The organism is Nocardioides sp. Z50_6 (genome assembly GCF_058215755.1).
In genome coordinates, this window is record NZ_JBZAJB010000010.1 from 16,775 (window position 1) to 41,125 (window position 24,351).

General features: G+C 72.8%; 28 protein-coding genes and 3 tRNA genes. 22 read left to right on the plus strand and 9 right to left on the minus strand.

Going from position 1 to position 24,351, the window contains the following annotated elements:
- Window positions 1-33: 33 nt before the first annotated feature.
- Both fahA and AC4BGE_RS17555 read right to left on the minus strand, forming a co-directional pair.
- Window positions 34-1,206: a fumarylacetoacetase gene (gene fahA / locus AC4BGE_RS17550; RefSeq protein ID WP_490576115.1), complete on the minus strand. Its 1,173-nt coding sequence runs from the start codon at window positions 1,204-1,206 to the stop codon at window positions 34-36.
- The gene (locus tag AC4BGE_RS17555) at window positions 1,203-2,033 is read right to left on the minus strand and encodes a hypothetical protein (RefSeq protein ID WP_490576116.1); all 831 of its coding nucleotides are present in this window, start codon (window positions 2,031-2,033) and stop codon (window positions 1,203-1,205) included. Before AC4BGE_RS17555 ends, fahA begins: the two co-directional genes overlap by 4 nt.
- A gap of 81 nt (window positions 2,034-2,114) precedes the next feature.
- On the opposite strand from AC4BGE_RS17555, the gene AC4BGE_RS17560 reads away from it, so the two are divergent.
- The 3 genes from AC4BGE_RS17560 to AC4BGE_RS17570 are packed head-to-tail and all read left to right on the plus strand — an operon-like array spanning window position 2,115 to window position 4,865.
- Window positions 2,115-3,311 carry a homogentisate 1,2-dioxygenase gene (locus tag AC4BGE_RS17560; RefSeq protein ID WP_490576117.1) on the plus strand — a complete coding sequence of 399 codons (1,197 nt, stop codon included), beginning with the start codon at window positions 2,115-2,117 and terminating at the stop codon, window positions 3,309-3,311.
- A gap of 22 nt (window positions 3,312-3,333) precedes the next feature.
- Window positions 3,334-3,861: an MOSC domain-containing protein gene (locus AC4BGE_RS17565; protein ID WP_490576118.1), complete on the plus strand. Its 528-nt coding sequence runs from the start codon at window positions 3,334-3,336 to the stop codon at window positions 3,859-3,861.
- Complete coding sequence (locus AC4BGE_RS17570; RefSeq protein WP_490576119.1) at window positions 3,858-4,865, plus strand: 5'-3' exonuclease; 1,008 nt, start codon at window positions 3,858-3,860, stop codon at window positions 4,863-4,865. Before AC4BGE_RS17565 ends, AC4BGE_RS17570 begins: the two co-directional genes overlap by 4 nt.
- On the opposite strand, the gene AC4BGE_RS17575 is transcribed toward AC4BGE_RS17570, so the two are convergent.
- Window positions 4,838-5,458, minus strand: a complete 621-nt coding sequence (locus AC4BGE_RS17575; RefSeq protein WP_490576120.1) for a methyltransferase — start codon at window positions 5,456-5,458, stop codon at window positions 4,838-4,840. The two genes, AC4BGE_RS17570 and AC4BGE_RS17575, sit on opposite strands and share 28 nt — an antisense overlap.
- A 43-nt stretch (window positions 5,459-5,501) precedes the next feature.
- Between AC4BGE_RS17575 and AC4BGE_RS17580 the strand changes: the two genes are divergently transcribed.
- A complete protein-coding gene (locus tag AC4BGE_RS17580) occupies window positions 5,502-6,791 on the plus strand; it encodes a multidrug effflux MFS transporter (protein WP_490576121.1) in 1,290 nt (429 codons plus the stop codon).
- Here the strand turns inward: AC4BGE_RS17580 and nemA are convergent.
- Window positions 6,773-7,888: an N-ethylmaleimide reductase gene (gene nemA, locus AC4BGE_RS17585; protein ID WP_490576122.1), complete on the minus strand. Its 1,116-nt coding sequence runs from the start codon at window positions 7,886-7,888 to the stop codon at window positions 6,773-6,775. The two genes, AC4BGE_RS17580 and nemA, sit on opposite strands and share 19 nt — an antisense overlap.
- Before the next feature lie 103 nt (window positions 7,889-7,991).
- Here nemA and AC4BGE_RS17590 point away from each other — a divergent pair, with 103 nt between their 5' ends.
- From AC4BGE_RS17590 to AC4BGE_RS17605, 4 genes are read left to right on the plus strand one after another with little or no spacing between them, the layout of a single operon-like run.
- Window positions 7,992-8,987, plus strand: coding sequence for a pirin family protein (locus tag AC4BGE_RS17590; protein ID WP_490570307.1), 996 nt, complete (start codon window positions 7,992-7,994; stop codon window positions 8,985-8,987).
- Window positions 8,988-9,042: 55 nt separating this feature from the next.
- The gene (locus tag AC4BGE_RS17595; protein ID WP_490576168.1) at window positions 9,043-9,609 is read left to right on the plus strand and encodes a DNA-3-methyladenine glycosylase I; all 567 of its coding nucleotides are present in this window, start codon (window positions 9,043-9,045) and stop codon (window positions 9,607-9,609) included.
- Window positions 9,609-9,959 (plus strand): CidA/LrgA family protein, encoded by a 351-nt coding sequence (locus AC4BGE_RS17600; RefSeq protein WP_490576123.1) that lies wholly within the window; start codon window positions 9,609-9,611, stop codon window positions 9,957-9,959. Before AC4BGE_RS17595 ends, AC4BGE_RS17600 begins: the two co-directional genes overlap by 1 nt.
- Window positions 9,956-10,660: an LrgB family protein gene (locus AC4BGE_RS17605; protein WP_490576124.1), complete on the plus strand. Its 705-nt coding sequence runs from the start codon at window positions 9,956-9,958 to the stop codon at window positions 10,658-10,660. The genes AC4BGE_RS17600 and AC4BGE_RS17605 overlap by 4 nt, the downstream gene beginning before the upstream one ends.
- Here the strand turns inward: AC4BGE_RS17605 and AC4BGE_RS17610 are convergent.
- Together AC4BGE_RS17610 and AC4BGE_RS17615 are read right to left on the minus strand one after the other, a co-directional pair.
- The gene (locus AC4BGE_RS17610) at window positions 10,657-11,172 is read right to left on the minus strand and encodes a GNAT family N-acetyltransferase (protein ID WP_490576125.1); all 516 of its coding nucleotides are present in this window, start codon (window positions 11,170-11,172) and stop codon (window positions 10,657-10,659) included. The two genes, AC4BGE_RS17605 and AC4BGE_RS17610, sit on opposite strands and share 4 nt — an antisense overlap.
- A 58-nt stretch (window positions 11,173-11,230) precedes the next feature.
- A complete protein-coding gene (locus AC4BGE_RS17615; protein WP_490576126.1) occupies window positions 11,231-11,860 on the minus strand; it encodes a class I SAM-dependent DNA methyltransferase in 630 nt (209 codons plus the stop codon).
- Window positions 11,861-12,021: 161 nt separating this feature from the next.
- Between AC4BGE_RS17615 and AC4BGE_RS17620 the strand changes: the two genes are divergently transcribed.
- The 8 genes from AC4BGE_RS17620 to AC4BGE_RS17655 all read left to right on the plus strand — a co-directional run bounded on the left by AC4BGE_RS17620 (window position 12,022) and on the right by AC4BGE_RS17655 (window position 17,316).
- The gene (locus AC4BGE_RS17620; RefSeq protein ID WP_490576127.1) at window positions 12,022-13,413 is read left to right on the plus strand and encodes a hypothetical protein; all 1,392 of its coding nucleotides are present in this window, start codon (window positions 12,022-12,024) and stop codon (window positions 13,411-13,413) included.
- Between the two features lie 55 nt (window positions 13,414-13,468).
- Window positions 13,469-14,869, plus strand: coding sequence for an amidase (locus tag AC4BGE_RS17625; protein ID WP_490570301.1), 1,401 nt, complete (start codon window positions 13,469-13,471; stop codon window positions 14,867-14,869).
- A gap of 49 nt (window positions 14,870-14,918) precedes the next feature.
- Window positions 14,919-14,991, plus strand: a tRNA-Thr gene (locus tag AC4BGE_RS17630).
- A gap of 42 nt (window positions 14,992-15,033) precedes the next feature.
- Window positions 15,034-15,107: transfer RNA gene (locus AC4BGE_RS17635), tRNA-Met, on the plus strand.
- 80 nt (window positions 15,108-15,187) lie between these two features.
- Window positions 15,188-15,358 carry a 50S ribosomal protein L33 gene (gene rpmG / locus AC4BGE_RS17640; protein ID WP_056682466.1) on the plus strand — a complete coding sequence of 57 codons (171 nt, stop codon included), beginning with the start codon at window positions 15,188-15,190 and terminating at the stop codon, window positions 15,356-15,358.
- 83 nt (window positions 15,359-15,441) lie between these two features.
- Window positions 15,442-15,846, plus strand: coding sequence for an FAS1-like dehydratase domain-containing protein (locus tag AC4BGE_RS17645; RefSeq protein ID WP_490570300.1), 405 nt, complete (start codon window positions 15,442-15,444; stop codon window positions 15,844-15,846).
- A complete protein-coding gene (locus tag AC4BGE_RS17650; RefSeq protein WP_490576128.1) occupies window positions 15,843-16,268 on the plus strand; it encodes a MaoC/PaaZ C-terminal domain-containing protein in 426 nt (141 codons plus the stop codon). Before AC4BGE_RS17645 ends, AC4BGE_RS17650 begins: the two co-directional genes overlap by 4 nt.
- On the plus strand, window positions 16,261-17,316 hold the full coding sequence (locus tag AC4BGE_RS17655) for a UDP-N-acetylmuramate dehydrogenase (protein ID WP_490576129.1): 1,056 nt from the start codon (window positions 16,261-16,263) through the stop codon (window positions 17,314-17,316). The genes AC4BGE_RS17650 and AC4BGE_RS17655 overlap by 8 nt, the downstream gene beginning before the upstream one ends.
- Here the strand turns inward: AC4BGE_RS17655 and AC4BGE_RS17660 are convergent.
- Together AC4BGE_RS17660 and AC4BGE_RS17665 are read right to left on the minus strand one after the other, a co-directional pair.
- Window positions 17,308-18,327, minus strand: a complete 1,020-nt coding sequence (locus AC4BGE_RS17660; protein WP_490576130.1) for an adenosine deaminase — start codon at window positions 18,325-18,327, stop codon at window positions 17,308-17,310. The genes AC4BGE_RS17655 and AC4BGE_RS17660 overlap by 9 nt on opposite strands.
- An 11-nt stretch (window positions 18,328-18,338) precedes the next feature.
- A complete protein-coding gene (locus tag AC4BGE_RS17665; protein ID WP_490576131.1) occupies window positions 18,339-19,574 on the minus strand; it encodes a pyridoxal phosphate-dependent aminotransferase in 1,236 nt (411 codons plus the stop codon).
- A gap of 119 nt (window positions 19,575-19,693) precedes the next feature.
- On the opposite strand from AC4BGE_RS17665, the gene AC4BGE_RS17670 reads away from it, so the two are divergent.
- From AC4BGE_RS17670 to rplA, 5 genes are all read left to right on the plus strand, one after another.
- Window positions 19,694-19,766: transfer RNA gene (locus AC4BGE_RS17670), tRNA-Trp, on the plus strand.
- Between the two features lie 56 nt (window positions 19,767-19,822).
- Window positions 19,823-20,089, plus strand: a complete 267-nt coding sequence (gene secE / locus AC4BGE_RS17675; protein ID WP_490570295.1) for a preprotein translocase subunit SecE — start codon at window positions 19,823-19,825, stop codon at window positions 20,087-20,089.
- Window positions 20,090-20,158: 69 nt separating this feature from the next.
- The gene (nusG, locus tag AC4BGE_RS17680) at window positions 20,159-20,962 is read left to right on the plus strand and encodes a transcription termination/antitermination protein NusG (RefSeq protein WP_490576132.1); all 804 of its coding nucleotides are present in this window, start codon (window positions 20,159-20,161) and stop codon (window positions 20,960-20,962) included.
- 91 nt (window positions 20,963-21,053) lie between these two features.
- Entirely contained in the window at window positions 21,054-21,482 is a 429-nt protein-coding gene (rplK, locus tag AC4BGE_RS17685; RefSeq protein WP_489964422.1) for a 50S ribosomal protein L11, read from the plus strand.
- A gap of 85 nt (window positions 21,483-21,567) precedes the next feature.
- The gene (gene rplA / locus AC4BGE_RS17690) at window positions 21,568-22,287 is read left to right on the plus strand and encodes a 50S ribosomal protein L1 (RefSeq protein ID WP_490570293.1); all 720 of its coding nucleotides are present in this window, start codon (window positions 21,568-21,570) and stop codon (window positions 22,285-22,287) included.
- A gap of 89 nt (window positions 22,288-22,376) precedes the next feature.
- Here rplA and AC4BGE_RS17695 read toward each other — a convergent pair whose 3' ends face one another.
- Window positions 22,377-23,360: a DnaB-like helicase C-terminal domain-containing protein gene (locus tag AC4BGE_RS17695; protein WP_490576133.1), complete on the minus strand. Its 984-nt coding sequence runs from the start codon at window positions 23,358-23,360 to the stop codon at window positions 22,377-22,379.
- Between the two features lie 282 nt (window positions 23,361-23,642).
- On the opposite strand from AC4BGE_RS17695, the gene rplJ reads away from it, so the two are divergent.
- The gene (gene rplJ / locus AC4BGE_RS17700) at window positions 23,643-24,290 is read left to right on the plus strand and encodes a 50S ribosomal protein L10 (RefSeq protein ID WP_490576134.1); all 648 of its coding nucleotides are present in this window, start codon (window positions 23,643-23,645) and stop codon (window positions 24,288-24,290) included.
- Window positions 24,291-24,351: the final 61 nt, after the last annotated feature.

A 24,351-nucleotide genomic window follows, 5' to 3' on the forward strand; every position in this document is an offset into this window, starting at 1 on the left:
CGCGGGCCGGGAGGTGTTCCGAGGGCTGGCGGCTCAGGGGCGCGCGGGGACGATCCGGCCGGCCACGTCACCCAGGGTGATCCGTCCGCCTCCGGTCCCGGGGGCGGAGTAGCGCAGCACCACCTCGTCGCCGTCCTGGAGTGCGAGCCGTTCCTGGTCGCCCACGGCGACGGGCTCGCGCCACCCCCAGGTGAGCTCGAGCAGCGAGCCGAGCTGGTCGCGACGGCTGCCCGAGACCGTGCCCGAGGCGAAGAGGTCGCCGGGGGCCAGGGAGGCCCCGTTGACCGTCAGGTGGGCGAGCATCTGGGCCGGCGACCAGTACATGGCGGCGTACGGCGGCCGGCTGACGACGTGGTCGTTGACCACCACCTCGAGGGCGAGGTCGAGGCCGCGGGTCCGCCCGGGGGCCAGGTAGGGCAGCGGGGTCGGCTCCTGCCGGGGCAGGTCGGTCCAGGCGGCCGTCAGGGCCGCCAGCGGCGTCACCCAGGCCGAGACGCTGGTGGCGAAGCTCTTGCCGAGGAAGGGGCCGAGCGGGACGTACTCCCAGGCCTGGATGTCGCGGGCGCTCCAGTCGTTGAGCCCGACCACCCCGAAGACGTGGTCGGCGAAGGCGTCGGCGCTCACCCGCTCGCCGAGCGCGGTGCCGGTGCCGACCACGAAGCCGATCTCCGCCTCGAGGTCGAGGCGCGCGGTCGGCCCGAAGACGGGGGCGGGGTCCGAGGGGCTCTTGCGCTGACCCAGGGGCCGGATGATCTCGGTGCCGCTGACCACCACGGTGCCGGCCCGGCCGTGGTAGCCGACCGGCAGGTGCTTCCAGTTGGGCAGCAGCGGCTCGGCGTCGGGGCGGAAGATCCGCCCGACGTTCGAGGCGTGGTGCTCGGAGGCGTAGAAGTCGACGTAGTCGCGCGGCGCGAAGGGCAGGTGCAGCGTCACGTCGGCCAGTGGCAGCAGGTGCTCGGCGACCCGGTCCGGCTCGTCTCGGAGCAGCGCGGTCACCGCACCGCGGGCCGCCTCCCACGAGGCCCGGCCGGTGGCCAGGAAGGGGTTGAGGGAGTCCGCGCGCCAGTGCGGCTCCGGCAGCACGGCGGCGAGGTCGAGGACCCGGTCGCCGTACCGCACCCCCATCCGCGGTGCGGGGTCCTGCGCGGTGGAGAGGACGCCGTAGGGCAGGTGGTCGAGCCCGAAGCCGTCGTCGGTGGTGCTCACCCCAGCAGGCCCAGCGCGCGCAGGTCGGCCAGCGGCTCGGCGACCGAGCAGGAGCCGAACGAGGTGAACCAGCGCCGGGCGCCGGCGAGCGACTCCTCGGCGCGCAGCGCGTCGGCCAGCGCGGCCGGGTCCCGCTCGGCCAGGGTCGCGACCACCTCCTCCCGGGCGGCGCCGTCGAAGGCGCGGCGGGTCGCCAGCAGCACGTTGGCGAAGCCGTGCTGGTCGTCGTGGCGCACCGCCCGGTGCAGCCCGGCGGTGCACTTGAAGGGGGTCTCCCGGTCCAGGGCGGCGTCGATCCGCGCGGCGAGGTCGGCCTCGTCGGCGGGCAGCGAGCCGTCGGGGGCGCCGGTGCGGAGCTTGAGCCGCAGCTCGGCGGCGGCGAGCTCGTCGGCGGCCCGGAGCCAGGAGGCGCCCACCCGGCCGGGGACCTCCACGTGGACCGGGGTCTCCTCGTCGAGGACCCCCTCGCCCCGGGCGGCGTCGACCGCGGCCAGCACCCGCCGGGCGTTGCCCGCCAGGTCGTCGAGGTCGCGCAGCGCGATCTCGACCCCGGCGACGTCGAGGCCGGTGCGGGTTGCCAGCCCCAGCGGGCCGGCGAGCTGGCCGGCACCCCCGGTGACCACGACGGAGAACCGCGCGTCCGCGTCGCGGGCCCCGGGCAGGTCGGTGTCGCGAAGCACGAAGGTGCCGACCAGGCCGGTGGCGCGGTGGGCCGGGTGCGCGGCGAGGGCCTCGCCCAGCGGGGCGTTCCCGGGCGGGAAGATCGCGGCGTCGTCGACGATCCCGGCCCAGGCGGGAGGCAGGGTCTCTGGCGTGGTGGCGGTCACGGGGTTACTCTAATCAAGCGATATGCGAACGCAAGTGTTCGATCAGCGAACAGGCGAGTCCATGGCAGGGAGGCGTGCGCGATGGCCCACTACCGGAGCGTGGGAGACGTCCCGCCCAAGCGGCACACCCAGCACCGTGACCCCGGCGGCGCCCTCTACCGCGAGGAGCTGATGGGGGAGGAGGGCTTCTCCTCCGACTCCTCGCTGCTCTACCACCGCGGCGTGCCGTCGGCGATCGTCGACAGCCGGGTCTGGGAGCTGCCCGACCAGACGCGCACCCCCCACCACCCGCTCAAGCCGCGCCACCTGCGGCTCCACTCCCTCTTCGACGCCCCGGGCGAGGGCGCCGGTGCCGACCCGGTCACCGGCCGGCGCCTGGTGCTGGGCAACAACGACGTGCGGATCGGCTACGTCGTCACCGGGGTGGAGCCGAGCCCGCTCTACCGCAACGCGATCGGCGACGAGTGCGTCTTCGTGGAGTCCGGGAGCGGCGTCGTGGAGACCGTCTTCGGGGTGCTGCCCTACCGCAGCGGCGACTACGTGATCCTGCCTCGGGCCTGCGACCACCGCTGGGTGCCGGCGGAGCCGTCGCGGCTCTACGCGATCGAGGCCACCGGTCACATCCACCCGCCCAAGCGCTACCTCTCCCGCTTCGGGCAGCTCCTCGAGCACGCGCCGTACTGCGAGCGGGACCTGCGCGGGCCCACCGAGCCGCTGCTCGCCGAGGGCACCGACGTGGAGGTGCTGGTCAAGCACCGCACCTCGGCCGGCATCGTCGGCACCCGGCTCACCTGCGCCACCCACCCGTTCGACGTGGTCGGCTGGGACGGCTGCCTCTACCCCTGGACCCTCAACGTCGCCGACTTCGAGCCGATCACCGGCCGGGTGCACCAGCCGCCGCCGGTGCACCAGGTCTTCGAGGGCCACAACTTCGTGGTCTGCAACTTCGTGCCCCGCAAGGTCGACTACCACCCGCTGGCGGTCCCGGTTCCCTACTACCACTCCAACGTCGACTCCGACGAGGTGATGTTCTACGTCGCCGGCGACTACGAGGCGCGCAAGGGGTCGGGGATCGGCGTCGGGTCGATCAGCCTGCACCCGGGCGGCCACCCGCACGGCCCGCAGCCCAGCGCCATCGAGGCCTCGCTGGGCGCGGAGCGGTTCGAGGAGCTCGCCGTCATGGTCGACACCTTCGCGCCGCTCGAGCTCGGCGAGGGCGGGCTGGCGGTCGAGGACCCGGCCTACGCCTGGACGTGGGCGGGACGGGGCCCCGCCTGAGCCGTCCTGTCAGGATGGGAGGGTGCCCAGCCCCTCGGTCCTGTCGGTCTCGCGCGACGAGCTCCACCGTTTCAGCAAGCTGCCCTGCGCCGAGATCACCCTGGTCGCGGGGCTCGGCGTCGTGGGCGACGCGCACGCCGGGACCCTGGTGCAGCACCGCTCCCGGGTCCGGCGCGACCCGAACCAGCCCAACCTGCGGCAGGTGCACCTGGTGCACGCCGAGCTCTTCGCCGAGGTGGCCCAGGCCGGGCACGCCGTCGCCCCGGGGGATCTGGGGGAGAACGTCACCACCAGCGGCGTCCCGCTCCTGGATCTGCCCACCGGCACCCGGCTGGCGTTCGGCGACGCGGTGGTGCGGCTCACCGGCCTGCGCAACCCGTGCCGGCAGATCGACGCCTTCCAGCCCGGCCTGCTCAAGGCGGTGCTGCCGCACGGCGAGCGGCGGGCCGGCGTGATGGCGGTCGTGGAACAGGGCGGCACGGTCCGCCCGGGCCAGCCGATCGAGGTCAGGCTGCCCGACGGCCCGCACGAGCCGCTGGAGCCGGTGTGAGCCGGCGCCGCCTGCTGCTGGCCGTCGACGCGCCGTCGCTGCTGCACCGCCACCACCACGCCCGCGCCCACTCCGACCTCCGCGACCGGAACGGGCGGCCGGCCTGGGCGCTGCACGGGATGCTGCGCCAGATCCTGGAGGCGATCGACGCCTTCGCGCCCGACGCGGTGATCTTCGGCCTCGACGACCGGACGACGTCCGTGCGCGAGGCGCTCTACCCCGACTACAAGGCGGGCCGGGCGGCCAAGGACCCGGCGCTGGTCGAGCAGCTCGAGCGCACCGGCGCCCTGCTGGACGCGCTCGGCCTGGCCGCGGTCACCCCGCCGGGGCTGGAGGCCGACGACGTCAACGCCTCCGCGGCGGCCTGGGCGGTGGCCCACGACTGGGACTGCGTCCTGGTCACCTCCGACCGCGACTCCTTCGCCCACATCAGCGACCACACCCGGGTGCTGCGACTGATCAACGGCGGGATGGCCGGCTCGCCGCTGCTCACCCCGCGGGCGCTGCGCGCGATGTACGGCGTCACCCCGGCGCAGTACCTGGAGTTCGCCGCCCTGCGCGGCGACGCCAGCGACAACCTGCCCGGCGTGACCGGGCTGGGGGAGAAGACGGTGCCGGTGCTGCTCTCCCAGATGGGCTCGATGCAGGCGGTCTGGGCCGACATCGACCACAGCGAGGGGCGCCACCTCGTCGCCACCTTGGACTCGTGGGCCGAGGAGACCGGCCAGCGCCGGCTCGGCGCCGGGCTGCTGAAGCGGCTCACGGCCCCCGGCGCCCGGGAGCGCTACGAGTTCAACCTCGCCCTGATGTCGGGTCGCGACGACCTCGACCTGGGGCTGACCCCGGACGTGCCGGGCACGCCGGGCCTCCTGCCGCTCGACCCGCTGCGGGTCTCCCGGGTGGTGGGGCACCTCAACGTGGAGTCCACCACCGCCCTGGCGCTGCGGGTGCTGACCGAGCCGCCCGCCTCGACCGGTCAGCTGGCGGGGTTCGCCGCCAGGTGAGCCAGCGCGCCGCGCTCGAAGCGGCGTACCTCGACCAGTCCGACCCGCTCGGGCCGCACGGCCGAGACCAGGGCCTCCACCTGCTCGGTGGTGCCCAGCTGGAGCACGGCGTGGCCGCCGTCGGCCAGGTGCCGGTCGACCAGCGCCAGGCACTGCGCGGCCACGTCCAGGCCGTCGGGCCCGCCGTCGATCGCCAGCTCGGGGTCGTCGGGGTAGCGGGTGATCTCGGCCCGGGGCACCCACGGCGGGTCCGCCAGGATCAGCGGGAACCGCTCGTCGGGTCGCAGCACCTGGTCCATGTAGCCCTGCCGGATCTGTGGTGCGAGCCCGGCGGTGGCGGCGTTGGTGGTCGCGAACTCGCACGCCGCGGGGTTGGCGTCGACCATCACCAGGTCGCGCCCGGTCAGCCTCTGCAGCACCAGCCCGATGTGCCCGGCGCCGCTGCACAGCTCCAGCGCCGGACCGGCCGGGGCCCCGTCGGCGAGGGCGGCGAGCCACTCGGCCTGGGCGGCCGTCCACGGGCGCGGCTCGAGGACGCGGCTGTCCCAGGCGATCCGCAGGCCGCCGACCACGCTCTCCCTCACTGTCTCCATGGGCCCTGATCATGCCAACCCCTGCCCAGCGCATACTCGTGCGGTGACCCAGCCCCAGCTCGATCCCCGCAGTCGGCGGGCCCTGGTGGTGATCCCGCTCGTCCTGGCGATGCTCTCGATGATCGGCCCGTTCAGCATCGACACCCCGTTCCCGGCGTTCACCCAGATGCGCACCGACTTCGGCGTGGGCGCCCCGGAGATGCAGCTGGTGGTCACCGCCTACCTGGCGTCGTTCGCGGCGATGAGCATCTTCCACGGGCCGCTCTCCGACGCGGTGGGCCGCAAGCCGGTGATCATCGGCTCGCTCGCCGTCTACGTGGGCGCCTCGATCGGGGCCGCCTTCTCCCCGGACCTCGGGGTGCTGCTGGCCTTCCGGGTGCTGCAGGGGCTGAGCGCCGGCGGGGCCACCATCGTCAGCCGGACCGTGATCCGCGACCTCTTCGACGGCGCCCAGGCGCAGGTCCTGATGAGTCGCGTCGCGATGATCTTCGGCCTGGCGCCGGCCATCGCGCCGGTGGTCGGGGGAGTGGTGCTGCAGCTCGGTCCCTGGCCCTGGGTCTTCGCCTTCATGGCGGTGCTGGGGGTGGTGCTGGTCGCGGCGACCGCGTGGGTGCTCCCCGAGAGCCACCCCCCGTCGCGGCGGGTGCCGCTGCACCCGGCCTCGGTGCTGGGCGGGTTGGTCGAGGTGGCGCGACTGCCGGGGTTCCACCGGGTCGCGTGGGCGGCGACCTTCGCCTTCGGCGGCCAGTTCCTCTACATCGGCGGCGCCGCGCTCTTCGTGGTCGACCTGCTCGGGCTGGGCGAGCTCGACTTCTGGGTCTTCTTCGTGCCGATGATCGGCTCGATGGTCGTCGGCTCCTGGATCTCCGGACGCGCCGCCGGCCGGATCACCGGACGCCGCCTGGTCAGCGCCGGCTTCGTCGTCTCGGTGACCGGGGCGGTGGTCGGCGTGGCGCTCTCGCTCACGCCCTGGGCCACCGACCTGCCGTGGGCGGTGGTCGGGCCGAGCATCCTCGCCCTGGGCAACGGGATGTCCTACCCGACCCTGCAGCTGATGCTGCTCGACCTCTTCCCCGAGCGTCGGGGCGCCGTCGTCTCCGGCAGCTCCTTCCTCACGCTCATGCTCAACGCGACCGTCGCGGTGCTGGTGACGCCGCTGATCGCGGTCTCGGCGCTGGGCTTCGCCGCGACCGCGCTGGTCATGGTCGTGCTCGGCCGGCTCTGCTGGTGGTGGCACTGCGCGGTCGAGGACCGCGACGCGCCCGTGCCGGCCGGCGCCGAGCCGATGGGGCCGGACGGACCTGCTGTGAGGCCTCAGCCGAGGGCGGGGTAGTCGGTGTAGCCCTCCGCGCCGCCGCCGTAGAAGGTCTCGGGCCGTTGCTCGTTGAGCGGGGCACCGGAGGCCAGACGCGCGGGCAGGTCGGGGTTGGCCAGGAAGGTCCGGCCGAAGGCGACCGCGTCGGCCCACCCGCCGGCCAGCACCCGCTCGGCCTTCGCCGCGTCGTAGGCCCCGGCGACCACCAGGGTGCCCGGGTACGCCGCGCGCAGCGCGTCGCGGTAGTCGTCGTCCAGGGCGGGGCCGCCGGCCCAGTCGGGCTCGGAGAGGTGCAGGTAGGCCAGGTCGCGCTCGGCGAGCGCCCGGGCCAGGACCAGGCCCTCGGCGCCGCCGTCGGGGTCCTCGAGCCCGTTGAACCGTCCGGTCGGCGAGATCCGGATGGCGACCCGGCCGGGGCCCGCCTCCGCGACGCAGGCGTCGACGACCTCGAGCACCAGGCGCATCCGGTTCTCCAGGGAGCCGCCGTAGGCGTCGGTGCGCCGGTTGCTCGCCGCGGAGAGGAACTGGTGGAGCAGGTAGCCGTGGGCGGCGTGGATCTCGACCAGGTCGAAGCCCGCCCGCCGCGCGTTCGCGGCTGCGCGCCGGTAGTCCTCGACCAGGCGCGGCAGCTCGTCGGTCTCCAGCGCCCGGGGGACCGGGACGTCGGCGCGCACGACCCGGCCCTGCTCGTCCTTGAGGCTGGTGCGGGCGCGCACTTCGATCGCCGAGGCCGAGACCGGGAGCGCGCCGTCGTGCAGCGACGGGTGGTCGACCAGACCGGTGTGCCACAGCTGGGCGGCGATCAGCCCGCCCTCCTCGTGCACCGCGTCGGTGACCCGCCGCCAGGCCTCGACCTGCTCGGGGCTGTGCAGCCCCGGGGTGTCGGCGTACCCCTTGCCCTCGGGGCTGATCTGGGTGCCCTCGCTGATCACCAGGCCGGCGGCCGCGCGCTGGCGGTAGTACTCGACGTGGAGGTCCCCGACCAGGTCGCCCGGCTGCTCGGCGCGCATCCGGGTCAGCGGCGCCATGAAGACCCGGTTGACGGCTTTCACGGCGCCCAGCGTCAGGGGGTCGAGCAGGGCGACGGCCGGGGCGGGTGGCTGGCGGTCGGTCATGCCGTGCCCCAACCGGGCCGTCCGGGGGGCTATTCCCCCGGGCCCTCGTCTCGCGTGTCGACACCCTGGCGCGAGCCTTGCCAAGGTGGACAGTATGGGGACCATGACCAATCCGGAGCCACGCCCGCGCGAGCAACGGATCGCCCCCGGCGACACCGAGGTGCCGCTGGAGCTCCTGCCGCCCCGGGAGGTGCCGCTGGGCGGGCCGCGCGGGATGCGGGTGCGCCGGACGCTGCCCCAGCGTCACCGCTCCCTGATCGGGGCCTGGTGCTTCCTGGACCACTACGGGCCCGACGAGGTGGCGGCCACCGGCGGCATGCGGGTGCCCCCGCACCCGCACACCGGGCTGGCCACGGTCAGCTGGCTCTTCACCGGCGAGATCGAGCACCGGGACTCCTCCGGCGCCCATGCCATGGTGCGCCCCGGCGAGTTCAACCTGATGACCGCGGGGCGCGGCATCAGCCACTCCGAGATCTCCACCCCCGAGACCGACGTGCTGCACGGCGTCCAGCTCTGGCTGGCGCTCCCGGAAGGCGCTCGCGACGTCGAGCCCCGCTTCGAGCACTACGTGCCGCGGCCGGTGCGCGGACCCGGCTGGGAGGGCCGCGTCTTCGTCGGGTCGCTGCTCGGCGACCGGTCCCCGGTGCGCACCCACACCCCGCTGGTCGGGGCCGAGGTGATGCTCGCCGACCGGGCCGCCCTCGGGGTCGACGTCGACCCCGGCTTCGAGCACGGGGTGCTGGTCGACCTCGGGCACGTCTCGGTCGACGGCCAGGAGATCAAGCCCGGCGAGCTGCTCTACCTGGCGCCCGGACGCTCCCGCCTCGAGCTGGAGTGCCACGACGAGGCGCGGCTGATCGTGATCGGCGGACCTCCCTTCGGGGAGGAGATCATGATGTGGTGGAACTTCGTGGGCCGCACCCACGAGGAGATCGTGGCCTACCGCGAGGACTGGCAGGCCCAGCTGCACCCCGACGGCGCCCTGGTGACCGACAGCACCTTGGTGGGGCCGGGGCGCTTCGGTGTCGTGGCCGGCCAGCACCTGCCGCCGCTGCCCGCGCCCACCCTGCCCAACGGCCGCCTCAAGCGCCGCCGCTGACACCTCCCGCGAAGCGCCCCCCTGCGCGGCGCTGGCAGACTGCTGGACCGTGAGCGTGCCTGAGGCGGTGGTCGGCGAGGACGGCGTGCCGCGCTGCCCGTGGGCGGTCGGCCACCCGGTCAACCTCGCCTACCACGACACCGAGTGGGGCGTCCCGATCCACGGGGAGGCCGCCCACCTCGAGCGCCTCACCCTGGAGGCGTTCCAGTCCGGTCTCTCCTGGCTGACCATCCTCAACAAGCGACCGGCCTTCCGGGCGGCGTTCGCGGGCTTCGACGCGGACGCGGTGGCGGCGTACGACGAGCGCGACGTCGAGCGCCTGATGGCCGACGCGGGCATCGTGCGCAACCGGCGCAAGATCGAGGCGGCCGTCACCAACGCCCGGGCCACGGTGGCCCTGCGGGAGCACGGCGGGCTGGAGGAGCTGATCGGGCGGTACCGCCCCGCGGGCCCGGTGGAGCCCCAAGCGGCCACCACCTCGGCGGAGTCGCTCGCTCTCTCGAAGGCGCTGAAGCAGCGCGGCTTCGTCTTCGTCGGGCCGACCACCATGCTTGCCCTGATGGAGGCGATCGGCCTCTTCGACCCGCACCTGCCCGGGTGCCACCGGCGCGGGGCCTGCTGATGCTGCGCGGACTGACCGTGCTGCTGGCCTGCCAGCTCGCCGGGGAGGTGCTCGTGACCCTGACCCGGCTCCCGGTGCCGGGCCCGGTGGTGGGGATGGTGCTCCTCTTCGTGCTGCTCCAGGCGCGGCCGCCGGAGGCCGACGCGGGCACCCTCCGGGCCGCCGACGTGCTGCTGCGCCACCTGCAGCTCCTCTTCGTGCCGGCCGGGGTCGGCGTGGTCGTCTACCTCACCGTGCTCCGCGAGGACGCACTGCCGATCACCGTCGCCCTGGTGGGCTCCTGGCTGGCGGGCCTGCTCGTCGTCGGGTGGACGGTCTCCTGGCTCGGACGACGGCGAGGCGTCCGGTGAGCGGGGAGTGGCGCGAGCTCGCCTCCTCGCCGCTGGCGCTGGTGCTGGTCACCCTGCTCGGCTACCGGCTCGGCCTCCTGCTGCGCGACCGGAGCGGCGGGCACCCGCTCGCCCAGCCCGTGCTGGTCGCGGTGGTGGTGGTCGCGGTGGCGATCACGCTCGCCGACGTCGACTACGCGACGTACGCGGACGGCGCGGCGCTGATCAGCTTCTGGCTCGGGCCGGCGACGGTGGCCCTCGCGGTCCCGCTGCACCGTCAGGTCCGGCGGCTGCGCGGCGTCGTGGGGCCGATGCTGGTCGCGATCCCGCTGGGCGCCGCGGTCTCGATCCTCAGCGCCTACGGCCTCGTCACGGCGCTGGGCGGCGGCGAGGAGCTCGCGCTGACCATGTCGCCGAAGGCGGCCACCACCCCGGTCTCGATCGCGCTGTCGGAGGAGATCGGGGGGATCCCCGCGCTGACCGCGGTGGTGACCGTCACCGCCGGGGTGCTCGGCGCGGTCGCGGGCCCGACCCTGCTGACGGTGGCCCGGGTGCGGAGCCGGGAGGCCAGGGGGCTGGCCCTGGGCGCCTCCTCGCACGGGATCGGCACCGCTCGGGCCCTGCACGAGGACGAGACCGAGGGCGCCTTCTCGGGGCTCTCGATGGGGCTGACCGCCCTGGCGACCAGCCTGCTGCTGCCGGTCTTCGTCTGGCTGCTCTAGGACGCGGAGTCGTCGAGCTCCTTGAAGTAGCGGGCGACCGGCCAGCGTTCGAAGCCGAGGGACTCGTAAGCCAGACGAGCCGGCGCGTGCCCGGAGTCGGCGCCGGTCTCCACCATCACCATCGTCATGCCTGCTGCCCTCGACCGGGCGAACGAGCGCTCCAGGAGGGCGCGTCCGACGCCCCGCTGCTGGTGGTCGGGGTCGACGACGACGACGTACACCTCGCCCATGCTGTCCTCGGGGTGCAGTCGCGTGCAGACCCAGCCGATCGGCCGGTCGCCGTCGAGAGCGACGTCGACGTTCTCGGGCTCGCTCTGCAGGATCTCCGCGAGGTCCTGGTGCTGCCGGTCACGCCAGCCCGTGGGGTAGAAGGCGGCGTAGACGAAAGAGGGAACCTCCTGCTCGACCGCCGGAAACACGGGCTCCCAGGCCCGCAGTGCGAGCTCGAGCAGGGCGGCGTGGTGGCTCGGGGCGTACGGCACGAGAACCGGAGGAACGGGGTGGGAGGTCACCCCGGAAGTGTGGACCATCACGTGTGGTCAGGGGACCGGTGAGAAGCGTTCGTCGGCGTCACGCCCCCCGCGCGCACGCCAGGTGACAGGTCGGAAAGCGGTTGGAGTCGTCCCGCTGGGCCACCACCCGCCACCGCTCGGCCATGCCGGCGTCGGCCAGGGCCGAGGCCATCGCGTCGGGGTGCCAGCGCCACGCCCTGGCGACGGCGTGGTCGAACTCGAGCACGGGGCGCCCCGGGTCCTCGCTGACCTGGAACGCGACCAGGACGTGGGCGCCGGACCGGAGCCGGGCGGCCCACGCCGCCAGCACTCCCGGCACGGACGCGGGGGCCACGTGGATCAGGCTGAACCGAGCCAGGATCCCGCCGAGGGGGACGAGGTCCCTGGGCAGACGCCCCAGGCCCGCGTCGTCCTGGTGCCAGCCCAGCTGCGGGTAGCGCCGACGTGCGAGGTCGAGCATGCCCGTCGAGGGATCGACCCCCAGCACCTCCAGCCCGCGCGTGGCGAGGTCGTGGGTGATGTGTCCCGCACCGCACCCGACGTCCACCACCGGTCCCGCCGGCCCGTCGGCCAGGAGCTCGTCGGCGAAGAGGGCCACGGCGTGCCGCTCCACGGGTGTGGCGTATCCGCTCGGGAACGTCTCGTCGTACGCGCTCGCGAGGGCGTCGTAGCCGGGCTGGGTCTGCACGCGGCTCATCGTGGCAGCCGCGTCGACTCGCGGACCAACCGCGAGAGCGAAGCCTCACGTGCGGAGGTCGACGGGAGGGGCCCTGCAGGTGCCACCGTTCCCCGTGTCCGCATGCCGGTTGGCGGCTAGAAATCGAACAGATGTTCGAGAGAGGATGGACCATGGAGACGGGGAACATCGACGAGCTGGACTCTGCGGGCGTGCTCGCCGAGTCGGTGCGAGTGCTGCGTGAGCGCCGGGCTGCGGAGGTGGCCGAGCTGCGCCTCGCCGCGCAGTGGGCGCTGCTGCACGGCAGCGATCCACGAGACGACCCCACGGCCTCGCCCTTCGAGAGGCTCGTCCCGTTCGGCGGGGAGGGCACGCCCTGGGTGCGCGACCTGTGTCCCGGTGAGCTCGCGCTCGTCCGGCAGGTCGGCTGGATGACGGCGCGAGCCGCGATCGCTGACGTGCTCGACCTGCAGCACCGGCTGCCCCGGGTCTGGGCGCGGGTGGAGGCGCTGGAGGCCGAGGCCTGGGTCGCGCGCAAAGTGGCCGTCATCTCCCGCACGCTCGCGCTGTGCCACGTCGGCGTGGTCGACGCGGCCGTCGCCCGGGCGATCGCGGGAGAGGCGCCCAGTCGGGTGCTGGAGCTGGCGAGGGCCAAGGTGATCGAGGCGGATCCCGAGGCCCACGCGCACCGGGTGGCGGTCGAGCGAGGACGGCGACACGTCACCCTCTCCCGCACCGACGAAGTCGGTCTGAGGCACGTGATCGCCCGGGTGGAGGCTGGCGACGCGGTCTACGTGGACGCGATGGTCGCGCGGGTCGCCGAGATCCTCCGCGAGCGGTTGCACGCATCCGGGGTGCCGCCTCGCGAGCAGCCGACGGGCGACGTGCTGCGCTCCGAGGCTTTCGGCTGGCTGGCCCGCCCCGCCGAGCTGCTGCGGCTCCTCCTGGAGCACGCCGAGGGGGCGGACCCCGGCGACCCGGACCCGGACCCGGACCCGGACCCGGACCCGCCAACGTCCCGCACCACGGCGTTCCCCGCCGACCTGCTGGCCTCCCTGCGATCGATCGACCCCACCCGCCTGCGTCCCCGAGCCTGCCTCTACGTCCACGTGACCGCCGATGCGCTCGCCGACGCCGACCGGGCGGTGGTCCGGCTCGAGGAGCACGGCCCCCTCCTGGCCGCCCAGCTCCGGAGCCTGCTCCGGCACGCCCATGTCGAGCTGAAGCCGGTGGTCAATCTGGCCGAGGACGTGCGGGTCACGGCCTACGAGCACCCCGAGTCGCTCCGGGAGCGCGTCTGGCTCCTCGCCGGCGGTGGCGACCGGTTCCCGTGGTCCGGCTCGAGCAGCCGGCACGTCGACCTCGACCACGTGCGCCCCTGGACCCGCGGCGGACCACCTGGGCAGACCGGCACCCACAACTCCCACCCGCTGCTGCGACGCCACCACCGCTGGAAGACGCACGCCCGGGGTGGGGTCTGGCAGGTGGGCCGAGCCCGATGGCTCTGGCGCAGTCCGCACGGCAGGTACGTGCTCGTCGGACCGGAGGGAACGGCGGCCCTGTGACGCGGAGCCGCCGGATCCTCGACTCGCGTGGTGACGGAGGTTACTGTCCGGTCGCATGACGCGACGCCATGCCTACGCCGAGGACGCCCTGCTCGACCACGACGCCGTCGGCCTGGTCGAGATGCTGCACCGGGGCGAGGTCTCGCCCGTCGAGCTGGTCGAGGCCTCGATCGCCCGGACCCTCGAGGTGGACGAGCACCTCGGCACCCTCGCGGTGGAGATGTTCGACCTGGCGCGCCACCGGGCACGGGACCCGCGCGGCGGCTACTTCTCGGGGATCCCGACCGTCATCAAGGACAACGCCGACGTGGCCGGCGTCCCGACCCAGCACGGCACCGACGCCTTCGTCTCCCCGCCGGCCACCCGGGACGGCGACTTCGCGCGGATGTTCCTGGCCACCGGCGTCATCCCGCTCGGCAAGTCCCGGCTCTCGGAGTTCGGGTTCTCCGGCGCGGTCGACCACCCGCGGCTCGGCCCGGTGCGGAGCCCCTGGCACCACGACCACTATGCCGGCGCCTCCTCCGCGGGCTCGGCCGCGCTGGTCGCCGCCGGGGCCGTGCCCCTGGCCCACGCCAACGACGGGGGAGGGTCGATCCGCATCCCGGCGGCCGTCAACGGACTGGTCGGCCTCAAGCCCACCCGGGACCGGGTGCCCCAGGACAAGCTCAACCGCAGCATGCCGGTGCGGATCGTCGCCGACGGCGTGCTGACCCGCACGGTGCGTGACACCGCAGCCTTCCTGCGCGAGTCCGAGCGCATCTACCGCAATCCGGCCCTCCCGCCGGTGGGCGACGTGAGGGGGCCGTCGGGCCGACGGCTGAGGGTCGCGGTCGTCACCGAGGGGGTGGGGCGCAGCGCGTCGCCGGAGGTGCGGGAGCTCACCCTGAAGACGGCCGCGCTGCTGGAGGAGCTGGGCCACCAGGTCGAGCACGTCGACCCCCCGGTCCCGGACTGGTTCGCCGACCACTTCCTGCTCTACTGGTCGATGCTCTCGATGTTCCTGGTGCGCACCGGCCGCTCCACCCACGGCGGCTCCTGGAACCCGGCCAACCTGGACAACCTCACCCTCGGCCTCGCCCGGCACTGCCAGCGCAACCTGCACAAGCTGCCGGTGGCCATCGCGACCATGGCGGGCTCGCAGCTGATCTCCCGCAAGCACTACGAGCGGTACGACGTCACCCTCACCCCGACGCTGGCCACCGAGACCCCGCGCGTGGGGCACCTCGACCCGACCCGGGACTACGAGGAGGTCATCGACCGGATGATGGACTGGGTCGCGTTCACGCCCCTGCAGAACGCCACCGGCGAGCCGGCCGTGAGCCTGCCGCTGGCGACCACCGCCGCGGGACTTCCGCACGGCATGCAGCTGGCCGCGGGCAAGGGGCAGGAGGCCCTTCTCCTGGACCTCGCGTACTCCCTGGAGGAGGCGCAGCCGTGGCCTCGGATCCAGGATTGAGGGGCCGATTTCACGCCCGGCTCAGCCCTGTGTATTCTCTTCCGACGTTGCCCCTTTAGCTCAGTCGGCAGAGCGTCTCCATGGTAAGGAGAAGGTCTACGGTTCGATTCCGTAAAGGGGCTCTGGGACGGGTCCCGTACTCTTGAGTGCGGTGCCTCCCCGGTGGCGGGGTAGCTCAGGTGGTTAGAGCACACGACTCATAATCGTGGTGTCGCGGGTTCGAGTCCCGCCCTCGCTACGAGAACGACCCCCTGGACGAAGCACCACGCCGGACCAGCCGGTACCGCATCACACCAAGCATTCGACGAAGGACTTCCCGTGGCCAGCAAGAGCTCTGACGTTCGCCCCAAGATCACGCTTGCGTGCGTGGACTGCAAGGAGCGCAACTACATCACCAAGAAGAACCGTCGGAACGACCCCGACCGTATGGAGATGAAGAAGTTCTGCCCGCGCTGCCGCACGCACACCGCGCACCGCGAGACCCGCTGACGGCTCGCTCTCCAGCGTCTCGACGCCCCGCGTCGCCGACCCGCCCGGTCTCACCGGGCGGGTCGCTCGCTATTTTGGCTGCCATGCCCCTCGACCAGTCCCTGGTGGGACGCAGCTTCCCGCCCACCGCCCCCTACGTGGTGACCCGCGAGGCGGTCTCCGCCTTCGCCGCGGCCACCGGCGGGGCCTACGACGGCGGCCCGGCGCCGGTGACCTTCCCCATCGTCCTCGCCTTCGACGCCATGCAGGACTTCCTGGACGCCCAGGGCCTGGCGCTGCACCGCGTCGTCCACGGGGAGCAGCGGTTCGCCTACGAGCGGCCCGTGCTGGTGGGTGACACCCTCACCGCCACCCTGACGGTCAGCTCGCTGCGCCACATCGGCGGCAACGACATCATCGGCACCACCAGTGCCCTCGCCGACGCCGACGGCACCCTGGTCTGCACCGCGCACGCCACCCTGGTCCACCGGGGCGAGGAGGAGTCATGAGCACGCTGACCGCCGGGCAGGCGCTGGAGCCGCAGACCTACACGATCGTCCGGGACGACCTGGTCCGCTACGCCGCGGCCAGCGGCGACCACAACCCGATCCACCAGGACGAGGCGGTCGCTCGCTCCGTCGGCCTGCCCGGGGTGATCGCCCACGGCATGTACACGATGGCGCTGGTCGGCCGCGCGGTGCGGGAGTGGACCGGCGGTGGCGAGGTGCGTCAGCTGGGCTGCAAGTTCACCAACCCGGTGGTCGTCCCGGCCGACGCCGGCGTCGAGGTGCGGGTGGCCGGCACCGTCAAGGAGGTCGTGCCGGAGGCCGACGGCTCCGCGTCCGTCACCCTGGCGCTCGAGGTGACCAGCGCGGGGCAGAAGGTGCTGGGCATGCCCCGCGCCGTGGTGAGGCTGGCACCCGTTGGCTGAGCCCGCGCCGCGGCCCCTGCTGCGCGACCACACCACGCTGCGGCTCGGCGGACCCGCCGACGAGCTGCTCGTCGCCACCACCGAGGCCGAGCTGGTCGAGGCGGTCGCCGACGCGGACGCCGCGGGCGTCCCGGTGCTGCTGCTCGCCGGCGGCTCCAACCTGGTCGTCGCCGATGCGGGGTTCGCGGGGCGCGTGGTCAAGGTCGCGACCTCCGGCGTCGTCGCCGACGTCGAGGGGGACGCCGCGGCCTGCGGCGGCGTCCTGGTGAAGGTGGCGGCGGGGGAGTCGTGGGACGGCTTCGTCGCCCGGGCCGTCGCCCGGGGCTGGAGCGGCGTGGAGGCCCTCTCCGGCATCCCCGGCTCGGTGGGTGCCTCCCCGGTGCAGAACGTGGGCGCCTACGGCCAGGAGGTCTCCCAGACGATCGCCTCGGTGCGGACCTGGGACCGCGTCGAGCGGCGCCAGCGCACCATCGCCGCCGCCGACTGCGGCTTCGCCTACCGCGACAGCCGCTTCAAGGCAGACCCGGAGCGGTACGTCGTGCTCGAGGTGACCTTCCAGCTGCCGCTCGGGTCGCTGTCGGCCCCGGTCGGGTATGCCGAGCTCGCCCGCACCCTCGGCGTGGAGGTGGGCGAGCGCGCCCCCCTCGACGCGGTGCGCGAAGCCGTCCTCGCGCTGCGCCGTGGCAGGGGGATGGTCCTCGACGACGCCGACCACGACACCTGGAGCGCCGGCTCGTTCTTCACCAACCCGCTGCTCAGCGCCGAGCAGGCGGCCGCCCTGCCGCCCGAGGCGCCGCGCTTTCCGCAGCCCGACGGCAGGGTCAAGACCAGCGCCGCCTGGCTCATCGAGCACGCCGGCTTCGCCAAGGGGCACAGCCTCGGCGCCCCGGTCAGTCTCTCCACCAAGCACACGCTGGCGCTGACGAACCGCGGCGGAGCCACCACGGTCGACCTGCTCGCCCTGGCCCGCGAGGTCCGCGACGGGGTCGAGCGGGCCTACGGCGTGCGCCTGGTCAACGAGCCGGTGCTGGTCGGCGCCTCACTCTGAGAGCCAGGCGTCGATCTCGGCGAGCACCCGGGTGCGCAGGTCCGACGGCGCCCGGGAGGCGCGGACCGACATCCTGGCCAGCTCGGCGAGCTGCTCGTCGGTGAGCTCGTGGGCGGCCCGCATGGTGGCGTACTGCCCGGCCAGCTGTGACCCGAAGAGCAGCGGGTCGTCCGCGCCGAGGGCGACGGTGGCGCCGGCGGCCATCAGCTGGGGGAGCGGCACGGAGGTGAGGTCGGAGTAGACCCCCAGGGCCACGTTGGAGACCGGGCAGACCTCCAGCGCGGTCCCGCTCGCCACGATCCGCTCCAGCAGGCGCGGGTCCTCGGCCGCGCGCACGCCGTGGCCCAGCCGGTCGGCGTGCAGCTCGTCGAGGCAGACCCGGACGTGCTCGGGCCCGCGCAGCTCGCCGCCGTGCGGCACCAGCAGCAGGCCGGCGCGCTCGGCGATCGAGAACGCGTGCGCGAAGTCGTGGGTCTGTCCGCGGCGCTCGTCGTTGGAGAGCCCGAAGCCGACCACGCCCCGCCCGGCGTACTGGGCGGCCAGCCGGGCCAGGGTGCGGGCGTCCATCGGGTGCCGGGTCCGGTTGGCGGCGATCACCACGGCCATGCCCAGCCCGGTGCGCGCCGAGGCGTCGGCCACGGCGTCCAGGACCAGGTCGGTGAAGGCGGTGATGCCGCCGAACCGGGCCGCGTAGCCGCTGGGGTCGACCTGGATCTCCAGCCAGCGGCCGCCGTCGCGCACGTCGTCCTCGGCGGCCTCGCGCACCAGCCGCCGGACGTCGCCCTCGGTGCGCAGCACCGAGCGCGCCACGTCGTAGAGACGCTGGAAGCGGAACCAGCCCTTCTCGTCGGCCGCGGACAGCTGCGGCGGCCACTCCGAGACCAGCGGGTCAGGCAGGACGATGCCGTCACGCTCCGCCAGCTCGAGCAGCGTGGTGTGCCGCATCGAGCCGGTGAAGTGCAGGTGCAGGTGCGCCTTGGGAAGCGTGAGCAGGTCGCGCCTGACCCGCATGGTCGCGGAGGTCAGGAGAACAGCTTCTGGATCCGGGAGACGCCCTCGACGAGGTCGTCGTCTCCGAGGGCGTAGGAGAAGCGGAGGTAGCCCGGGGAGCCGAACGCCTCACCCGGCACCACGGCCACCTCGGCGTTCTCGAGGATGTACTCCGCCAGCTCGGCGGAGGTCTCGATCATCCGGCCCCCGTGCTCGCGGCCCAGCAGGCCCTTGACCGAGGGGTAGGCGTAGAAGGCGCCCTCCGGGGTGGGGCAGTAGACGCCGTCGATCGCGTTGAGCATCTCCACGATCCGCCGGCGGCGCCGGTCGAAGGCGACCTTCATCTCGTCCACGGCGCTCAGGTCGCCGGCGATGGCGGCCAGGGCCGCGCGCTGGGAGATGTTGGCGACGTTGGAGGTGGCGTGCGACTGGAGGTTGGCGGCGGCCTTGACGAGGTCCTCGGGGCCGAGGATCCAGCCGACCCGCCAGCCGGTCATGGCGTAGGTCTTGGCGACCCCGTTGACCACGACGCAGTTGTCGGCCAGGAAGGGGCACAGCACCGGCATCGAGCCGGTCTCGACGTCGTCGTAGACCAGGTGCTCGTAGATCTCGTCGGTCAGCACCCACAGGTCGTTGTCCTCGACCCAGCGGCCGATCGCCCGGATCTCGTCGCTGGTGTAGACCGCGCCGGTGGGGTTGGAGGGGGAGACGAAGAGGAGCACCTTGGTGCGGTCGGTGCGCGCCGCCTCCAGCTGCTCCACGGTGACCTTGTAGTCCTGGGTCTCGTCGGCCAGCACGGGCACCGGCACGCCGCCGGCCAGGGCGATCGCCTCCGGGTAGGTGGTCCAGTACGGCGCCGGGACGATCACCTCGTCGCCCGGGTCGAGCATCGCCGCGAAGGCCTCGTAGATGGCCTGCTTCCCGCCGTTGGTCACCAGCACCTGGGCCGGGGTGACCTCGTAGCCGCTGTCACGGCGAGTCTTCTCGACGATCGCCTGCTTGAGCTCCGGGAGCCCGCCGGCGGGGGTGTAGCGGTGGTTGCGCGGGTCGCGGCAGGCCTCCACCGCGGCCTCGACGACGTAGTCGGGGGTGGCGAAGTCCGGCTCGCCCGCACCGAAGCCGATCACGGGGCGCCCCTGCGCCCTCAGCGCCTTGGCCTTGGAGTCGACCTTGAGGGTCGCCGACTCGGCGATAGCACCGATGCGACGGGAGATGCGACGCTCGCGGGGGTTGCCGGGGGACGGGGTCGAGGTGGGAGACTCACTCATGCGGCCATGGTAGGCGTTTGGACGAGAGGTCCGGGGCCCCGTACACTCCTCGTCTGGTGGCTTCTCCACATGCTGCGGCCTGCCCTCCGGGGTGGCTCGTCGCGGAGAAGCGGAACCGGAGGGCACTAGCTCAACTGGCAGAGCATCGGTCTCCAAAACCGAAGGTTGGGGGTTCAAGTCCCTCGTGCCCTGCAAGGCGCACCACGTCTGCAGCAGAACTCGTCACACATTCCGATGGAGGCCCGAACGTGTCTGACACGAAGGCGGCTCCCGAGCCACGCGGTGGCAAGGGCCCCGACAAGGCCCCGGGAAGCACCCGCACCGACCCGGTGACCTTCATCCGGCAGGTGATCGCCGAGCTCCGCAAGGTCGTGTGGCCCACCCAGTCGCAGCTCGTCACCTACTTCATCGTGGTGATGGTCTTCGTGCTGGTGATGATGACGCTGATCGCAGGCCTCGACCTGGCGTTCGGCAAGCTGGTCTTCGAGATCTTCACCGGCGACAGCCAGTTGTGACCGGCGCCCCGGACGGGGCCCACGACAGTCCAGCGAGAAGCAACGGAATCCCAAGTGACGGAGCAGCACGTGTCTGAGCAGAACGACTCGACCGAGGCCGAGCAGGCCGACATCGAGGCGACCGAGCCCATCGAGACCGAGCCGGCCGAGGAGACCGAGGCCGAGCAGACCGAGGCCGAGGACGCCGCGACCGCCGAGTCCGACGACTCCGACGAGGACGAAGACTCCGCCGAGGACGCCGACGCCGACGACCCGCTGGAGCGGTTCCGCCGCGAGCTGTGGGCCAAGCCCGGCGACTGGTTCGTGGTGCACACCTACTCCGGCATGGAGAAGCGGGTCAAGGCCAACCTGGAGAACCGTATCCAGGCCCTCGACATGGGTGAGTACATCCACGAGATCGTCGTGCCGACCGAGGAGGTCGCCGAGATCAAGAACGGCCAGCGCAAGATGGTCACCCGCACCGTGCTCCCCGGCTACGTCCTGGTCCGGATGGACCTCACCGACGAGTCCTGGTCGGCCGTGCGGCACACGCCGTCGGTGACCGGCTTCGTCGGCCACAGCCACAACCCCGTCCCGCTCTCGATGAGCGAGGTCGAGTCGATGCTGGCGCCGAGCGCCGTGGCGGTCGCCGAGGCCGAGGCCGAGGCCGCCAGCGGCAAGACCGGTGGCGCCACGTCGGCGTCCAAGAAGCCGGTCGAGGTGGCCGACTTCGACGTCGACGACTCCGTCATGGTGGTCGACGGCCCGTTCGCCACGCTGCACGCGACGATCACCGAGATCAACGCCGAGTCCCAGAGGGTCAAGGCCCTCGTCGAGATCTTCGGCCGGGAGACCCCGGTCGAGCTGAGCTTCAGCCAGATCCAGCGGGTCTGAAGCACAGCACAGCAACACCCGAGGTGGCAGAGCCGGGATCGTGCCCGGCTCGACAAGACCACGACGTACGAATCGAAGGAAGCACCTAGAGATGCCCCCCAAGAAGAAGATCGCTGCCCTGGTCAAGGTGCAGCTGCAGGCCGGCTCCGCGACCCCGGCGCCGCCGGTGGGTACCGCGCTTGGCCCCCACGGCGTGAACATCATGGACTTCTGCAAGGCCTACAACGCGCAGACCGAGTCCATGCGCGGCAACGTCATCCCCGTCGAGATCACCATCTACGAGGACCGCTCGTTCACGTTCATCACCAAGACCCCTCCGGCCGCCGAGCTGATCAAGAAGGCCGCCGGCCTGGCCAAGGGCTCGGGCGTCCCCGACAAGGAGAAGGTCGGCAAGCTCACCAAGGACCAGGTCCGCGAGATCGCGCAGACCAAGCTGCCGGACCTCAACGCCAACGACATCGAGGCCGCCATGAAGATCGTCGAGGGGACCGCCCGCTCCATGGGCGTCACCACCGACTGATCCCCCGTACGGCCCACCTGATCGACACCCCGTGGCAGAGCCGCGCTGGCTCAGCGACCACACTGGAGAGAAACGAGTACCAGACATGCAGCGCAGCAAGACCTACCGCGCGGCGGCAGAGAAGTTCGACAAGGACGAGCTCTACGCCCCGCTGACCGCGATCAAGATCGCCAAGGACAACAGCAAGAAGAAGTTCGACGAGACCCTCGACGTCGTGATGCGTCTCGGTGTCGACCCCCGCAAGGCCGACCAGATGGTGCGCGGCACCGTCAACCTGCCCCACGGCACCGGCAAGACCGCCCGCGTCCTGGTCTTCGCGAACGCCGAGAAGGCCGAGGCCGCCCGTGAGGCCGGCGCCGACTACGTCGGTGGCGACGAGCTGATCGAGAAGGTCAACGGCGGCTGGCTCGACTTCGACGCCGTGGTCGCGACGCCCGACATGATGGGCAAGGTCGGTCGTCTGGGCCGGGTGCTCGGCCCGCGCAGCCTGATGCCGAACCCGAAGACCGGCACCGTGACCCCGGACGTGGCCAAGGCCGTGTCCGAGATCAAGGGCGGCAAGATCGAGTTCCGCGTGGACCGTCACGCCAACCTGCACTTCATCATCGGCAAGGCCTCCTTCTCCGAGGTCCAGCTCGCGGAGAACTACGCCGCGGCGCTCGAGGAGGTGCTGCGGCTCAAGCCGGCCAGCTCCAAGGGCCGCTACATCCGCAAGGTGACGGTCTCCACCACCATGGGCCCCGGCATCCAGATCGACCCGGCTCGCACCAAGAACGTCGCCGTCGAGGACGAGGGCCAGGCCTGATCGCCTGATCCACCCGCCACGGCAGACAGGGCCGGTCACCCCCACGGGGTGACCGGCCCTGTCGCATCTCCCGCGGGCCGCGGCGGGGATCAGTCGACGAAGACGCGCTCGTCGACCAGCTTCTCCGCGACGACCTCGCCGTCGGCGATGAAGCGCCCGTAGGCGAAGTGCTTCTTGAACTCGATCTCCGCGCCGGTGCGGCCCGAGCGGTTCTTCTCGACCGTGAGCACCGACCACTCCTTGAAGTGGTCGCCGTTGTTGGCGGCGTACATCAGGTGGTGGCGGGCCACGATGTCGGCCTTGTTGGCCAGGATCAGCACCACGTCGGCCTCGTAGGCCAGCGCGGTGGAGCCCTTCATGTTGCGCGCCCGCATCCGCGCACCCGGCTCGAGGCCGGCGCGGTCGGAGGCCGAGATGGCCAGCACCGGGCAGTCGAACTCGATGGCCACGTCCTTGAGCCGCTCGGTGACGTGGGTGATGGCCTGCTCCTCCTCCATCGCCACCGGAGGGTGCACCTTCTGCAGGTAGTCGACGATCACCAGCGGGGACTCCCCGCACTCGGCGACCACCTCCTTGACCGCCGCGGAGATCACGTCGAGGTTGGTGTGGGTGCTGGTGGAGCGGTGGATCGTCAGCCGCGGCGCGTAGTCGCTGACCGTGGCCAGCGCGTCGAGCCCGCCGGGGTAGCGCCCGAGCCGCTCGGGCAGCCCGCCCTCGACGCCGTCGCTGGCCTCGAAGGCGGCCCGCACCTGGTAGACCGAGATGGGGCCGGGGACGCCGGAGTCCGCAGCCTCGGCGGCGATCACCTTCTGCAGCAGCACCTCCGCCTCGAGCTCGTAGGAGAAGAAGAGGACCGGCCGGCCCTGCCGGGCGCACTGCCGGGCCACCTGCAGGGCGAAGGTCGTCTTGCCCTCGCCCTGGGAGCCGGCCAGCAGATTCAGGGCTCCGGCCCGCAGCCCGCCGCCGAGGGCGTCGTCGAGGAGGGGGAACCCGGTGGACCAGATGCGCACGTCGGTCCCGGGGGAGAGGAGGCGGGCGTCGACACGCTCGAGCACCTCGTCGAGGGAGTTCATCGATTCCACCTGCGGATTCCATCACAGGGGGCGGGTACAGGAGACGGGAACGAGGATTTGGCAGGCCCCTCGCCGACCCCTACTCTTGTCGGAGTAACCAGAGACCGCCGGTGACCGGCTCTCCCTCGTGGGGTGTCGGTCGAAGGTTCCGTGAAGCGGACGGCCAGCGCAGGTTCCAGAGTCACCCGGAGCGATCCGGGTCCACGCCCTGGGCCTTGCGCCCGGGGCGTTCGTCTTTGTGGATCCGCCCGACTGTCTTCGACGTAGTCCGGAAGGAGACCCATGGCGCGGCCAGAGAAGACAGCAGCCGTCGCGGAGATCGTTGAGTCGTTCAACGAGTCCGCCGGTGCTGTGCTGACCGAGTACCGCGGTCTCACCGTGAAGCAGCTGCAGGACCTGCGGCGCTCCCTCGGCGAGAACGCCAACTACGCCGTGGTCAAGAACACGCTGGCCAAGCTGGCCGCCAACGAGGCGGGCATCGAAGGCTTCGACGACCTGTTGACCGGTCCCACCGCCATCGCCTTCATCAGCGGTGACGTCGTGGAGGCGGCCAAGGGTCTGCGTGACTTTGCCAAGGCGAACCCCGCCCTTGTGATCAAGGGTGGTGTCCTGGACGGCAACACGCTGGACGCGGCAGAGGTGGCCAAGCTGGCCGACCTCGAGTCGCGCGAGGTGCTCCTGGGCAAGATGGCGGGCGCGATGCTCGCCTCGCTGTCCCAGGCCGTCTACCTGCTCAACGCCCCGCTCGCACAGGCTGCCCGGCTCGCCGGCGCCCTGCAGGCGAAGGCGGAGCAGGACCCCTCGATCCTCGCAGGTGGTGCCGGTACGCCGGCCCCGGAGGCCGCTGCCGACGAGGCCGCAGCCCCCGCTGCCGAGGAGGCCCCCGCCGAGTCGTCCGACGACGAGGCGACCGAGGCCACCGACGCCTGAGGGCGTCACACCACCACCACCTGAAACCCCAGGACGGCCCGGGAACCCCGGTCGTCCACCG